Annotated in this window: 15 protein-coding genes; 4 read left to right on the forward strand and 11 right to left on the reverse strand. The window is 68.2% G+C overall.

What is annotated here, in order from left to right:
• Positions 1-14: 14 nt before the first annotated feature.
• The 5 genes from HEQ22_RS02965 to HEQ22_RS02985 are packed head-to-tail and all read right to left on the reverse strand — an operon-like array spanning position 15 to position 5,772.
• On the reverse strand, positions 15-1,163 hold the full coding sequence (locus HEQ22_RS02965) for an alpha-hydroxy acid oxidase (protein ID WP_432769714.1): 1,149 nt from the start codon (positions 1,161-1,163) through the stop codon (positions 15-17).
• Positions 1,160-2,413, reverse strand: a complete 1,254-nt coding sequence (locus HEQ22_RS02970) for an NAD(P)/FAD-dependent oxidoreductase (protein ID WP_432769715.1) — start codon at positions 2,411-2,413, stop codon at positions 1,160-1,162. Before HEQ22_RS02970 ends, HEQ22_RS02965 begins: the two co-directional genes overlap by 4 nt.
• Positions 2,410-3,246 (reverse strand): class I mannose-6-phosphate isomerase, encoded by an 837-nt coding sequence (locus HEQ22_RS02975; RefSeq protein WP_432769716.1) that lies wholly within the window; start codon positions 3,244-3,246, stop codon positions 2,410-2,412. The genes HEQ22_RS02970 and HEQ22_RS02975 overlap by 4 nt, the downstream gene beginning before the upstream one ends.
• 4 nt (positions 3,247-3,250) lie before the next feature.
• Positions 3,251-4,897, reverse strand: coding sequence for an amidohydrolase (locus tag HEQ22_RS02980; RefSeq protein ID WP_432769717.1), 1,647 nt, complete (start codon positions 4,895-4,897; stop codon positions 3,251-3,253).
• On the reverse strand, positions 4,894-5,772 hold the full coding sequence (locus tag HEQ22_RS02985) for an NAD(P)-dependent oxidoreductase (protein WP_432769718.1): 879 nt from the start codon (positions 5,770-5,772) through the stop codon (positions 4,894-4,896). Before HEQ22_RS02985 ends, HEQ22_RS02980 begins: the two co-directional genes overlap by 4 nt.
• Before the next feature lie 60 nt (positions 5,773-5,832).
• On the opposite strand from HEQ22_RS02985, the gene HEQ22_RS02990 reads away from it, so the two are divergent.
• Positions 5,833-7,083 carry a threonine ammonia-lyase gene (locus HEQ22_RS02990; RefSeq protein ID WP_432769719.1) on the forward strand — a complete coding sequence of 417 codons (1,251 nt, stop codon included), beginning with the start codon at positions 5,833-5,835 and terminating at the stop codon, positions 7,081-7,083.
• Positions 7,080-7,472: an acyl-CoA thioesterase gene (locus HEQ22_RS02995; protein ID WP_432769720.1), complete on the forward strand. Its 393-nt coding sequence runs from the start codon at positions 7,080-7,082 to the stop codon at positions 7,470-7,472. Before HEQ22_RS02990 ends, HEQ22_RS02995 begins: the two co-directional genes overlap by 4 nt.
• Before the next feature lie 3 nt (positions 7,473-7,475).
• Here the strand turns inward: HEQ22_RS02995 and HEQ22_RS03000 are convergent, their stop codons facing one another.
• The 5 genes from HEQ22_RS03000 to HEQ22_RS03020 all read right to left on the reverse strand — a co-directional run bounded on the left by HEQ22_RS03000 (position 7,476) and on the right by HEQ22_RS03020 (position 10,843).
• Complete coding sequence (locus tag HEQ22_RS03000; protein WP_432769721.1) at positions 7,476-7,811, reverse strand: hypothetical protein; 336 nt, start codon at positions 7,809-7,811, stop codon at positions 7,476-7,478.
• Positions 7,808-8,626: an esterase/lipase family protein gene (locus tag HEQ22_RS03005; protein ID WP_432769722.1), complete on the reverse strand. Its 819-nt coding sequence runs from the start codon at positions 8,624-8,626 to the stop codon at positions 7,808-7,810. The genes HEQ22_RS03000 and HEQ22_RS03005 overlap by 4 nt, the downstream gene beginning before the upstream one ends.
• A 76-nt stretch (positions 8,627-8,702) precedes the next feature.
• Positions 8,703-9,893: a PQQ-dependent sugar dehydrogenase gene (locus HEQ22_RS03010; RefSeq protein WP_432769723.1), complete on the reverse strand. Its 1,191-nt coding sequence runs from the start codon at positions 9,891-9,893 to the stop codon at positions 8,703-8,705.
• A 69-nt stretch (positions 9,894-9,962) separates the two neighbouring features.
• Positions 9,963-10,610 (reverse strand): sigma-70 family RNA polymerase sigma factor, encoded by a 648-nt coding sequence (locus HEQ22_RS03015; protein ID WP_432769724.1) that lies wholly within the window; start codon positions 10,608-10,610, stop codon positions 9,963-9,965.
• The gene (locus HEQ22_RS03020) at positions 10,610-10,843 is read right to left on the reverse strand and encodes a NepR family anti-sigma factor (protein WP_432769725.1); all 234 of its coding nucleotides are present in this window, start codon (positions 10,841-10,843) and stop codon (positions 10,610-10,612) included. Before HEQ22_RS03020 ends, HEQ22_RS03015 begins: the two co-directional genes overlap by 1 nt.
• 194 nt (positions 10,844-11,037) lie before the next feature.
• Here HEQ22_RS03020 and HEQ22_RS03025 point away from each other — a divergent pair, with 194 nt between their 5' ends.
• A complete protein-coding gene (locus HEQ22_RS03025; RefSeq protein ID WP_432769726.1) occupies positions 11,038-11,457 on the forward strand; it encodes a BLUF domain-containing protein in 420 nt (139 codons plus the stop codon).
• A 112-nt stretch (positions 11,458-11,569) separates the two neighbouring features.
• Positions 11,570-12,184 carry a sigma-70 family RNA polymerase sigma factor gene (locus HEQ22_RS03030; RefSeq protein ID WP_432769727.1) on the forward strand — a complete coding sequence of 205 codons (615 nt, stop codon included), beginning with the start codon at positions 11,570-11,572 and terminating at the stop codon, positions 12,182-12,184.
• A gap of 9 nt (positions 12,185-12,193) precedes the next feature.
• Here HEQ22_RS03030 and HEQ22_RS03035 read toward each other — a convergent pair whose 3' ends face one another.
• Positions 12,194-12,988 carry a response regulator gene (locus HEQ22_RS03035; RefSeq protein ID WP_432769728.1) on the reverse strand — a complete coding sequence of 265 codons (795 nt, stop codon included), beginning with the start codon at positions 12,986-12,988 and terminating at the stop codon, positions 12,194-12,196.
• Positions 12,989-13,071: the final 83 nt, after the last annotated feature.

The raw sequence follows: 13,071 nt of genomic DNA on the forward strand, positions 1-13,071 counted from the left end.
GGCACGTTGCCTTTTTACCGCCAGCGCAGGTTTTCGCGCGACAGGTCGGCGAGCGATTTCGCCCCCATCAGCTTCATCGCCCGTTCCATCTCGGCGCGCAGCAGCGCGATCGCGCGGCTCACCCCGTCCTCGCCCGCCGCGGCGAGCGCGTAGAGATAGAGCCGGCCGCCCGAGCAGGCCTTGGCGCCGACCGACAGCGCTTTCAGGACGTGGGTGCCGCGGGTGATCCCGCCGTCGCAGATCACCTCGATCCGGTCGCCGACCGCGTCGACGATCTCGGCCAGCGCGTCGAAGGTCGAAACGCTCCCGTCGAGTTGGCGCCCGCCGTGGTTCGACACCATGATCGCGGTGGCGCCGATGTCGACCGCGCGCCGGGCATCCTCGACTGCGACGATGCCCTTGAGGCAGAAGGGGCCGTCCCACTGCTGGCGGATCGCCTCGGCGCGCTTCCAGTCGAGGCTCTGGTCGAGCATCGAGGTGAAATAGTCGGCGACCGATTTGGGGACGCTCGATCCTTCGGAGACATGCGCCGCGAGGTTGGGCAGGCTGAATTTCTCGCGGCAGATATAGTTGAGCCCCCAGCCGGGTTTGGCGGCATAGCCCAGCATGTTGCCTGCGGTGAAGCGCGGCGGCGAGGTGAAGCCCGAGCGCAGGCAGCGTTCGCGATTGCCGCCGACGATCGTGTCGACGGTGAGCGCGACGGCGTCGAACTTCGCTGCGCGCGCGGCGTCGAGCATCGCGCGGTTCAGCCCCTCGTCCTTGTGGACATAGAGCTGGAACAGCTTGGGACCGTCGGTCAGCGCCCCCGCTTCGGCAAGGCCGATCGTCGCGAGGCTGCTGATCCCCGCCATCGTCCCGGCGTTGGCGGCGGCGCGCAGCACCGCGCGCTCGCCCTGCCAGTGGAACAGGCGCTGGAGCGCGGTGGGGGAGAGGAACAGCGGCATCGCCATCTCGCGCCCGAACAGCGTCGTGCGCATGTCGACATGCTCGACCCCGGCGAGGACGCGCGGGATCAGGTCGCAATCGTCGAAGGCGGCGCGGTTGCGGCGGCGCGTGACCTCGTCGTCGGCGGCGCCATCGATATAATCGAACACCGGCCACGGCAGGCGCCGCCGCGCGAGGGCTCGGAAATCGTCGATATTGTGGCAGTCGGTAAGTTTCACGGGGCGCTTCCGGTCAGGCGCGCGAGTGCCCAGCGGGGTTCGACCGGGCGCGCGGCGTCGGCGACATGCGCCGCGACGCGCGCGCCGATCGCCGGGGCGAGCGCAAAGGCGCGGCCCGCCGCGCCGCCGACGACCCACGCGCGCGGCTGGTCAGGCAAGCGGTCGAGCAGCAGGTCGCCGGTCGCGGTGCGGCAATCGTGCGCCGCGGCGCTGGCGACGACCGGCGCGGCGGCAAGCCGCGGCAGGCGGCCGGTCAGCCACTGGCGGACGTCGGCGAGCGCCCGCGCGCCTGCGTCGGCGTCGGCGCGGCGGTCAAAGCTGTCGGGATCGACGCTGGCATCGGCGGCGATGCGCCAGCAGCGCACCCCCGCGCCCTCGACATCGGGCAGCAGGTTGAAGCCATAGGCGCGATCGATCAGTGCGGGCATCGCGGGCGGACGGAACTGGACATCGCCCTGTCCGGGTCCGAAATGGAACAGCTGGTGTCGGACCGCCGACAGGCGTTGCGGCGTCAGTATCTGCGGGAACAGTTCGGTGAGCCAGGCGCCGCAGGCGTAGACGATGCCGCCCGCGGTGCCGCCGTCGGGCAGCGCGTAGACATCGCGGCGCTTGTCGCGCAGCGGCGCCGGCATGACAACGGTTTCGGGGGTAAGCTGCGCGTCGAGGATCGCCTCGAGCACGCCGCGCTGCCCGGCGATCATTGCGCCCTTTTCGGCGAACAGCGCCGCATCCTCGTCGCGCCACGCGACCTGGGTGAAGCGGCTGCGCAGTGCGGCGCCGCTTTCGCGCGTGGTGTCGCGCGGGGGTGCCAATGTCTCGCCGGCGGCGAGCGTCGTGAGTGCCGCGCAGGGGGTGAGCATCGGCAGGCTGGCGGTGTCGGAAAGCTTCCGCCACGCCGCCAGACTGTCATCGACCAGCCCGGCATAGAGCGCGTCGCCGCCCTGCACCGGATCGAGCATCATCGACGCGAGGCTCGATGCGGCGCGGCCGTTGCCGGCGCCATAGGCATCGAACAGCCGGACGCTTTTGCCCTGGCGGACGAGGTGCCACGCGGTCCACGCGCCGATCGCGCCAGCGCCGATCACCGCGACATCGACGTGACTTTCGGGCGCCTTCGCACCCTTGCGCCGCCGCGACCGTCGCGGTTCGGGCGGATCTTTGCGCTTGGGTTCCTTCGCGGCGCCGCCGAGCGCGACGGCGGCGGGGACGGCGGCCAGTGCCGCGAGTAGCCGGCGGCGCTCGAGCGTCATGCGGCGGTCGCCCAGGCGATGAGCGCGCGTCCGCTGCCGCCGAGCGCGGCGAGGTCGGCGGCGTCGTCCAGCAGCCAGCATTCGCCGGGTTGCCACACCTGGCCGTCGATCGTGCCGTCACCGTCGATGGGGACGAACCATGTCGGCCCGCGCGCGCCGATCGCCGGGAGCGCCGCGAAATCGTCGGCGTGGGCGTCGACCAGCCCGAACTTCGGGCCGTCGACCAGCCGGTCGATGCCGACCGCGACCGGCGTGCGCAGGTTCGGGGTCAGATAGGGGCCGGGATCGGCGCACGCCATCGCTTCGGCGAGGTGCAGTTCGCGCGGCCGGCCATAATCATAGAGGCGATAGGTGATGTCGGCATATTGCTGCACTTCGACCAGCGCCAGCCCGCCGCCGATCGCGTGGATCGTCCCCGGGGTGACGTGGAAATGATCGCCGGGAGCGACCTGTTTCCAGTCGATCAGCGCCTCGATGCTGCCGTCGGTCGCGGCGCCGCGCAATTGGTCGGGCGAGACGCGCTGGTGAAGGCCAAGGCCGATTTCGGCGCCGTCGTCGGCATTCAGGATCACCCAAGCCTCTTCTTTGCCATGCCGCGCCCCGGCCGCCTGCGCCTGCGCGTCGTCGGGGTGGACCTGCACCGACAGCCGTTCGGAGGTGAAGAGATATTTGACCAGCAACGCGGGTTCGGGTCGCCCGGCGGGCATTTCGAACCAGATTTCACCGATCCGCTCGCCGCCCGCGTCGAGCGCCCCAAGGTTGAAGGGGGGGGCGATGTCGTCGCGGCCCCATGGCTTGGGAACGCGGCGGGGGGAGAGGCGGATCGCGGCCATCGGCTCAATCCTTGCGCTGGTAATAGCGATAGCCGCCGATCCAGGTCTCGCGCGGCGACAGGCGGCGGATCTCGTCGGGACTCGCCAGCATCGGGTCGGCATCGACGATCAGGAAATCGGCGCGCATTCCGGGCATCAGCGTGCCGAGCCGGTCCTCGGCAAAGGCCGCGAACGCCGCGGTGCGGGTGAAGCCGTCGAGCGCGCTTTCGCGGCTCACCGCTTCTTCGGGGCGCCAGCCGCCGAAGGGCTGGCCGGCGGCGTCGGTGCGCGAAATCGCGGCGGCGAGGCCGGCGAAAGGATCGGCGCTTTCGACCGGCACGTCGGAGCCGAAGGCCAGCCGCACCCCGGCATTTTCCAGGCTGCGCCACGCATAGGCGCCGCGCAGCCGGTCGGGGCCGAGCCGCGCTTCGGCCATCACGCGGTCGCTGGTCTGGTGGACCGGCTGCATCGAGGCGATGACCTTGAGGCTGGCGAAACGCGCAATGTCGGCGGGGTCGATCACCTGCGCATGTTCGATGCGCCAGCGGCGCTCGCCGGGCAAGTCGGCGGTAAGGTCGGTGATCGCGTCGAGCGCCTCGGCATTGGCGGCGTCGCCGATCGCGTGGATCGCGACCTGGAACTTGTCCATCGAGGCGCGCACCATCTTGTTGCGGAGCTGCGCGGGGGTGAGCAGCGGCAGACCCTTTTGCCCCGGTGCGTCGCTGTACGGCGCCTTCAGCCACGCGCCGCGCGAGCCGAGCGCGCCGTCGAGATACAGTTTGACCCCGACCATCCGCAGCTTGTCGTCGTACAGCCACGGCGTCGGTTCGGACCCGGCGATGATCGCCATATTGTCGATGTCGCCGCCGTAGGAGAGGATGCGCACCGCGAGCTGTTTCTTGTCGCCGGCGCGGCGATAGGCCTGCCATTCGGCGATCGTCGTGCCCATGTCGGCGATGCTGGTGATGCCCTGCGCGAGCAGTTTTTGCTGCGCGAGATAGAGCGCGCGATCAAGGTCGCGGGCGAGCGGTTTCGGCTTGGCGGCGTCGATCAGGCTCATCGCGGCGTCGACGAACACCCCGCTCGGCTGGCCGTTCGCCATCTCGATCCGGCCGCCTTCGGGCGACTTGCTTGTGGCGCCGATCTTTGCCGCGGCCATCGCGGCGCTGTTCGCCCAGCCGGCGTGGCCATCGACCCGCTCGAGCCAGACCGGCCGGTTCGGTACCGCGGCGTCGAGGTCCGCACTGGTGGGAAAGCGGCCGAGCCCCCATTTTTCCTGGTTCCACCCGCGCCCGATGATCCACGGCATTTCGGGGTTTTCGGCGGCATATTTGCGGATCGCCGCCTGCGCCTCGGCGAGCGAGTTGGTCGCGCTGAGGTCGAGCAGCATGAGCTGGAACCCCAGCCCCATGACATGGCCGTGGGCGTCGATCATCCCCGGAATCAGCGTGCGGCCGCCCCCGTCCTGCTTGAAGTCGGGGCGCTCGGGGCGCTTGTCCTTGCGATCGAGCAGCTGTTTGACCTTGCCGTCGGTGCCGATCACCAGCCCGGTGAAGCGCACCAGATCGCCGTCCTTGTCGAGCGTGATGCCGTTGACATTGTCGACGAGGGTGTCGGCGTGCGCGGGGGCGGCGAGGGTGAGGGCCGTGAGGGAGAGGAGCAGGCGCTTCATTTGGGTAACCTTGTCACGAGCGAGCTGGTGTCGCGGCGGCCGTGTCCGGCCTTTTGCACGTCGGCGTAGAATTGGTCGACAAGCGCAGCGACGGGCAGCGTCGCGCCGTTGACGCGCGCTTCGTCGAGCGCGAGGCCAAGGTCCTTGCGCATCCAGTCGACCGCGAAGCCGAAGTCGAACTCGTCCCTGGCCATCGTGTCCCAGCGGTTGAGCATCTGCCAGCTCGCCGCGGCGCCGCCCGACACCGCTTCGAACACCTTGGCGGTGTCGAGCCGCGACGCCTGCGCGAAACGCAGCGCTTCGGACAGGCCCTGCAACACCCCGGCGATCGCGATCTGATTAACCATCTTGGTCGTCTGCCCGGCGCCGGGGCCGCCGATATGGACCATGCGCGCGGCATAGGCCTGCATCACCGGTTCGGCGGCGGCGAAGGCGGCTTTCGTCCCGCCGCACATGATCGCCAGCGTGCCGTTCTGCGCCCCCGCTTCGCCGCCCGAGACCGGCGCATCGACACAGAGAATCCCAAGCCCCTCGGCCTCGACCGACAATTGGCGTGCGATGCGGGCGGAGACGGTGGTGTGGTCGATGAACAGCGCGCCTTTGCGCATCGCCCGGAACGCGCCGTCGCGGCCGAGCGCGACCTGCGCCAGATCGTCGTCGTTGCCGACGCAGGCCAGCACGACGTCGGCGCCCCTCGCGGCGTCGGCCGGGGTCGCGGCCGCTGCGCCGCCGTGCGCCGCTACCCAGGCATCGGCTTTGGCGCGGGTGCGGTTATAGACGGTGAGGTCGTGGCCGGCATTCGCCAGATGGCCCGCCATCGGCCCGCCCATGACGCCGGTGCCGATGAAGGCGATGCGCAATTTTTGTTCGCTCATGGCGAGCGGTCATAACGGCGGTTTGCGCAGCGCGCCAGATAGGCTAGGGCGCCTATCGCTATGACAGATCACCTGACCCTGACCGCCGCCGCCGATTTTCCGGCGATCACATTGGACGATGTGCGCGCGGCGGCGGGGCGAATTGACGGCGCGGTGGTGCGCACTCCGACGCTGCATTCGCAGACGCTGTCCGAAATGGTCGGCGCCGAAGTGTGGCTGAAGTTCGAAAATCTGCAATTCACCGCGGCGTACAAGGAGCGCGGGGCGCTGAACGCGCTGTTGCTGATGGCGCCCGAGGCGCGCGCGCGCGGCGTTATCGCCGCGTCGGCGGGCAATCATGCGCAGGGGCTCGCCTATCACGGCAAGCGGCTGGGCGTGCCGGTGACCATCGTGATGCCGAAAACGACGCCGCAGGTGAAGGTGTACCAGACCGCGAGCCACGGCGCCGAAATCGTGCTGTTCGGCGAGAAATATGACGATGCCTATGCACATGCCCGCGAGCTCGAAGTCGAGCGCGGACTGACCTTCGTCCATCCATTCGACCATCCGCATATCGCCGCCGGACAGGGGACGGTGGCGCTCGAAATGCTCGAGGACGTGCCCGAAATCGACACGCTGATCATTCCGATCGGCGGCGGCGGGCTGTTCACCGGCATGGGCACCGCGGCGCGCGGGATCAAGAACGACATTCGCCTCGTCGGGGTGCAGGCCGAACTCTATCCGTCGATGTATGCCAAGCTGAACGGCGTCGACATGGCGTGCGAAGGCGACACGCTCGCCGAAGGGATCGCGGTCAAGGAACCCGGCGACTATACGCGGCTGCGCGTCGCCGAGCTGAACGATGACATCGTGCTGGTCGCCGAGCGCCATCTGGAACGCGCGGTCAGCCTGTTGCTCCAGATCGAAAAGACGGTGGTCGAGGGGGCGGGCGCTGCGGGTCTCGCCGCGATGCTCGCGCATCCCGACGAGTTTGCCGGGCGCAAAGTCGGCCTGGTGCTGTGCGGAGGCAATATCGACACGCGGTTGCTCGCGAACGTGTTGCTGCGCGATCTCGCGCGCTCGGGCCGCATCGCGCGGCTGCGCATCCGGCTGCAGGATCGCCCCGGCGCGCTGTTCAAGGTGATGAAGCTGTTCGACGAGAAACAGGTCAACATCATCGAAATCTATCACCAGCGCATCTTTACCACGCTGCCCGCCAAGGGGTTGATCACCGACATCGAATGCGAAGCGCGCGACCGCGAACATCTCGACAGCCTGGTCGCGGCGCTGCGCGAGGCGGGTTATATGGTGACCACCGTCGAGCTCGCATGAGGGCGTTTACGCGCGATTTTGTCGCCACGCCCGACAGCATCGACGAGCTTGGGCATGTCAACAATGCGGTGTGGGTCCAGTGGATCCAGCAGGTCGCGACCGGCCATTGGGACGCCGCGGCGCCGCAGGCGCACAAGGACGTCTATATCTGGGTCGTGGTGCGGCACGAGATCGATTATCTGCGCGCGCTCGGTCCCGGCGAGACGGTGACCGCGCGGACCTGGGTCGCCGACCAGCCGCAGGGCGCCAAGTTCGACCGCTTCATGGAATTCACCGGTGAGGGCGGCAAAGTCCATGTGCGGGCGCGGACGGTGTGGGCGCTGCTCGACAAGGCGAGCGGGCGGCCGCAGCGGGTGACGCCCGAGGTGGTGGCGCCCTTTTTGGGGTGAAGGTCAGCGCGGGGCGACGATCCGGTGGCGTTCGACCCAGCCCTTGGCGCAGGCGCGGGCGTAGCGGACGTCGAGGCCGCTGGCGGTGCCGCGGCATGTGTGGCGGCCCTCGCTGAAATGCACCCACAGCCAGCCGCCCTTGGCGCCGCAGACGAACACCGGGGTGCCGCTGCCGAGCTTGGCGACCTTGCCGGCGGCGAGCGTCGGGTGGCGGTGGACGTTGGTGCGGCGTCCGGTCGCGTCGCGCGCGACAACGGCATAGGGACAGGCGCCCGGTGCGGTCGCCGCGGGGGTGGCGGGCGCGCCCGCGAACAGCAATGCCAGGGTCGTGATGATCATGAAACGCCTCCCGCGCCCGGCATAGCAGCGCGGCGTATCGAATCCCCTAACGCCCAAGTCGCAGCGTCCTGATCGGCGGCGATCTCTTCGGTCAGCGCCTTGACGATCGCGGCGACCGAGGTCGGGGCATAGGCGAAACCCATATGGCCGCAATCGACCTGGATCTGGCGGTCGCTTTCGTGCGGGGCGCCGCGCGCGCTGTTCACCGCGACGACGCCGTCGTGCTGCGACCATAAAGCGAAGGTCGGCATCGACGGGCGCGGCGCCGGGTGGAAATCGAGCGGCGGATTGTCGACCGGATGGCGCGCGACGAGGTGATAGAGCCGCCAGGCGCGATTGGCGCGGCGGCTGCCGGAAAAGGGCGAGCCGAGGGTGACGACGCGCGCGACCTTGTCGGGATGGTGCTTGGCATATTCGCGGGCATAAATGCCGCCGAGGCTCCAGCCGACGAGCGCCGGGGGATAACCGGTGCGATCGATGATCCACTGCACGCGGCTGTCGATGCGGTCGATGATATCGGCGGTGGCGCCGCGATTGAAGCCGAGACCCCATGCGTAGCAGCGGAAGCCGGCGCGGCGCAGGTCGGCGCGCAGCGCCTTCGTCGCCCAGTCGCCCGACAGGAAACCGGGGAGCACCATCACCGGCGGGTGGTCGCTATCGGGGTTGGGTTCGGGCGGCAGCGGCCGGATCCGGCCGCCGATCGCGCGCGCCAGCCCGCCGATCTCGCGCCACAGCAGCGCGAGCGACGGCGGTGCGTCGGGATCGGGAATGCGCGCCGGCCATTCGGCGCGCCGGGTGAGAAAAGCGCGGATCATGGGGGCGATATAGTCATTGTCGCGCCCGTGCGAAAGGCGGGCCAACCAGAGCGAAGGTGATTGACCCGGCGGCCGCCTAGCCCTTGGGAACCAGCTTGACCAGCTTCCCCGTTTCGCCGTCGGTGAGCAGCCAGACCGAGCCGTCCTCGCGCACTTCGACCTCGCGGATGCGGGTGCCGAAGTCCCAGCGGTCGGCTTTGCTGAGGCTGTCGCCGTTGATGCTCATCCGCACCAGCCCCTCGCCCGACAGCGCGCCCATCAACAGGCTGTTCTTCCAGCCCGGATACAGGTCGCCGCCGTACCAGGCTAGCCCGGCGGGCGAAACCGCCGGGTTCCACCACAGCTTCGGGGCCGCGAATTCGGGGCGCGTCGGGTGGTCGGGAATATCGCGGCCGTCGTAATGGTCGCCGTTCGAGACGATCGGGTAGCCGTAATTGGCCTTTGCCGCGACGAGGTTGACCTCGTCGCCGCCCTTGGGCCCCATCTCCTGGTTCCACAGTTGGCCGGTGCCGTCGAAGGCGAGACCGAGGATGTTGCGGTGGCCGAGCGACCAGATTTGCGCGGTCACGCCGCCCCCCTCTGATGCCTTGGCGCCGGCGAAGGGATTGTCGGCGGGGACGCTGCCGTCGGGATTGAGCCGCAGAACCTTGCCGAGATTGGCTTTCATATCCTGCGCGGGATCGAATTTCTGGCGCTCGCCGGACCCGATGAACAGATATTTGCCGTCGGGCGAAAAGGCGATGCGGTGCGAGAAATGACCGCGGCCGCTGACCTTGGGGTGCTGTTTCCAGACCGTCTGCAGGCCGGTGAGTTTGGGCGCGTCGCCTTGCTCCAGCCGGGCGCGCCCGACGACCGCGCCAAAGGTGCCGCCGTCGCCGGCCTCGACCCAACTCAGATACACCATGCCGCTGGTCGCGAAATCGGGGGCGAGGACGACATCGCCGAAGCCGCCCTGGCCGCCATAGGCGACCGCGGGGACGCCCGCGACGTCGAGCACCGCTCCGCCCTCCTGCCACAATTTCAGCTTGCCGGCCTTTTCGGTGACCAGCGCCAGCCGGGTGCCGGGCAGGAAGGTCATCGCCCAGGGTTCGTCAAAGCTTGCGACCTCCTGCACCGTGAAGGGCGCGTCGGCGAGCGGGGTGGCGGGATGCGCGCCCGACGCGTCGATACCGCCCGTCGCGTTCTGGGCCGCGGTGCTGGGGGAGCCGGCCGAACAGGCGGCAACGACGGCGGCAGTCGACAGGGCAAGGGCGGCGATCATTTTCATCGGGAAACTCGCTTTGCTGGGGGAAGGCGAAACCACTCTGGCGTGCGGTGCGCGCAAAGTCGAGAGCGGTCAGCGATCCTGGGATTCGCGGCGCGCCGCGATGATCTCGACGCTGTCCATGATCGCGCTCATCGCTTCACTCGCCGGCGGCGCATCGGCGCGCTTTTGCGAAAACTGACCGCTGGTCATAATCTCTTCGAGCGCGGCGCGGGCGCGCGACACCCGGCTCTTCATCGTGCCGAGCGCGCATTCGCAGATCGAGGCGGCTTCTTCGTACGACATGCCACCGGCACCGACCAGGATCAGCGCTTCGCGCTGGTCCTGCGGCAACTCCATCAGTCCGCGTTGCAGATCGGCCATCTCGCCGCTGTCTTCCTGGCTGGCGGGGGTCGACATGGTGCGCTCGACCGCCGTCTCGTCATATTCGCCGACGAATTTGTTGCGGCGCATCTGCGACAGGAAGGTGTTGCGCAGGATGACGAAGGTCCAAGCCTTGATCGAGGTGCCGCGCTCGAAGCGGTCGCGCGACGCCCACGCCTTGACCATCGTATCCTGCGTCAGGTCGTCGGCAAGGTCGGGATTGCCCGACAGGCTGCGGCCATAGGCGCGCAGATGCGGGATGACGTTGGCGAGCAACACCTTGAATTCGCTGTCGGACATCGTGTCTGCCGACGCGGCCGGGGCCTGCGTCTGCGGCGCCGCGGTGGAGCGCCCCATTACTGCTTCGAACTTTTCTGATCGAGCTGGGACAGCAGGTCGAGCATATGGTCGGGAAGCTGTTCGGCGACGATGTTGCCATAGATCATCCGCAGCTTGGCACTGACCGGTTCGGGCGCCTGACGACCGGTGAGCGTGCGGTGCCACTGGTCGCTGTCCGTGCCCGGAAAGCTGCCTTTCGCCTGCTGCGGCGAATCGGGTTCGGGGTGCTGCGGAGCGCCCCTGCCGTTCATCCTGTTGTTGCCGTGCGTAGCCATGTCCGAGCAACGACAGAAATGCTCGCAAGTTCCCCGGCGGGTTGTTTTTTGCGACCAATGCCTTGGCCAGAAACTACCACGACACCTAACCCAGATTAACGCATCTGGCGCAAAATGCGCCTAATGACGGTGCTTGTCGCCGCGTTGCGATGCCGCGGAGGATCCCTAATTTGCTGTCTGTCGTGTATGTCAGTGTCGCCGATCCGGCGCTTTCCACCGCGGATATCGAGGCGCTGGTCGGCCAGGCACAGGCCAACAACGCCCGCGATGAACTGACCGGCGCGCTGATCTACAACGGCCAGAATTTCATGCAGCTGCTCGAAGGCGCCAGCGACAAGGTCGAGGCGCGGCTGGGCGCGATCCGGGCCGACCCGCGCCATCATGGCATGATCGAAATTCGCCGGCGCACCGTCGACACCCGCGAATTTGCCGGCTGGTCGATGCTGTACAGCCCGTTGTTCCGCGATCACGACGCCGATCTGGCGCGGCTGGCGGCCAACGGTCGGCTTGATCCGCAGGACCAGTTGCTGATGGAAAACTTCCTCGGACTGGGCCGGTCGCGCAGCGCGTCGGCGGACCCGGCCGCATGACGCAGGCCCGGACGATATCTGCTTTTGCGCTGTTCCCGGCGGGTTGTGATTTGCATCGCCGACCGGAACAGCTAAGCCCGGTCATTATGACCTTGTTCTTCACACGCTGCGCATGACGAGCGAGATCGCCCAACCGCTGGACGACGACAGCTTCAAGCGCGAGCTGGCGGCGATGCTGCCGCATCTGCGCGCCTTCGGCCGCAGCCTGTGCGGCAATGCCGACCTGGCCGACGATCTGGTCCAGGAAACGATGATGAAGGCGTGGAAGGCGCGCCTGCAATATATTCCCGGCCCGTCGAGCATGAAGAGCTGGGCCTTCGTCATCCTGCGCAACTGTTTCCTGTCGCAGATGCGGCGCAAGAAATTCACCGCCGAATATGACGAGCTCGCTGCCGAGCGGCTGCTCGTCGCGCCCGACGATCAGGACGACAGCCTGCACCTGGGCGATGTCCAGCGCGCGTTGCTGCAACTGCCGGTCGATCAGCGCGAAGCGCTGGTGCTGATCGGCGCCGGGGGCCTCAGCTATGAGGAAGGCGCGGAGATTTGCGGCTGCGCGGTCGGGACGATGAAAAGCCGCGTCTCGCGCGCGCGCGCCGCGCTGCACGTGTTGCTGGAAAGCGGAACGATGCCGCTGCGCAGCCTCGACGCCGGGCCGGCGAACGATGCCTTCCGCGCGATCATGGACGATGTCGACCAGTTGACCGCCGGCGCCCCGGGGCCCGACTGAGCGCTGCCCTTACGCGGCGAGTTGGGGCGTGAAGAGCAGGCTCTGGCTGATCGCGGCGCGCACCGTATTTTCCTGAAACGGCTTGGAAATCAGGAACGTCGGCTCAAGCCGGTGGCCGGTCAGCAACTGTTCGGGAAAAGCGGTGATGAAGATCGCCGGCACCGGCGCCATCGCGAGAATGTCCTGCACCGCGTCGATCCCCGACGATCCGTCGGCGAGCTGGATGTCGGCGAGCACCAGCCCCGCCTCGGTCCGCTCGAAAACCTCGATCGCGTCTTGGTGCGTCGCGGCGATGCCGACGACCTCATGGCCGAGCGAGCGAACGATCTGTTCCAGTTCCATTGCGATCAGCGGTTCGTCCTCGATGATCAGCACCGATGTGCGCGATTCGCGGTCGATGTCGGCGATCGATTCGGCGAGCAGGCTGTCGACCGTCGCGGCGTCGGTGCCGGTGATGACGGCAGCTTCCTCGACGGTGAACCCTTCCAGCGCGGTCAGCAGCAGGATCTGGCGGCCAAGCGGGGTGATGCGGGCGAGGCGGCGGTTGGCGGCGCGCACCAGCGGGTCTTCGCCGTCGTCGCTGCCCTCACCATCCTCGATGAAGGCGCTTTCCCAGATGGCGTGGAAATTGCGATAGAGATCGATGCGGATGCTGTGGCCGGCGCTGAACTCGTCGGGCGCGGCGACGATGACTTCGAGCAGGGTGTGGACGAAATTGTCGCCATGCTGCTGGCTGCCGGTCAGCGCGCGCGCATAGCGACGCAGAAAGGGCAGATGCCCGCGAATCTCTTCACCCAATGTCATCAAAAAGCCTCCCGCGTGAAACGATCATACGCGCCTCTTCGCAGGCGGGTTCCCGCAATTGAAGCAAAAAGCCGCGCGCCCGA

The sequence above is a fragment of the Sphingopyxis sp. genome (assembly GCF_050916055.1).
Taxonomy (GTDB): Bacteria; Pseudomonadota; Alphaproteobacteria; order Sphingomonadales; family Sphingomonadaceae; genus Sphingopyxis.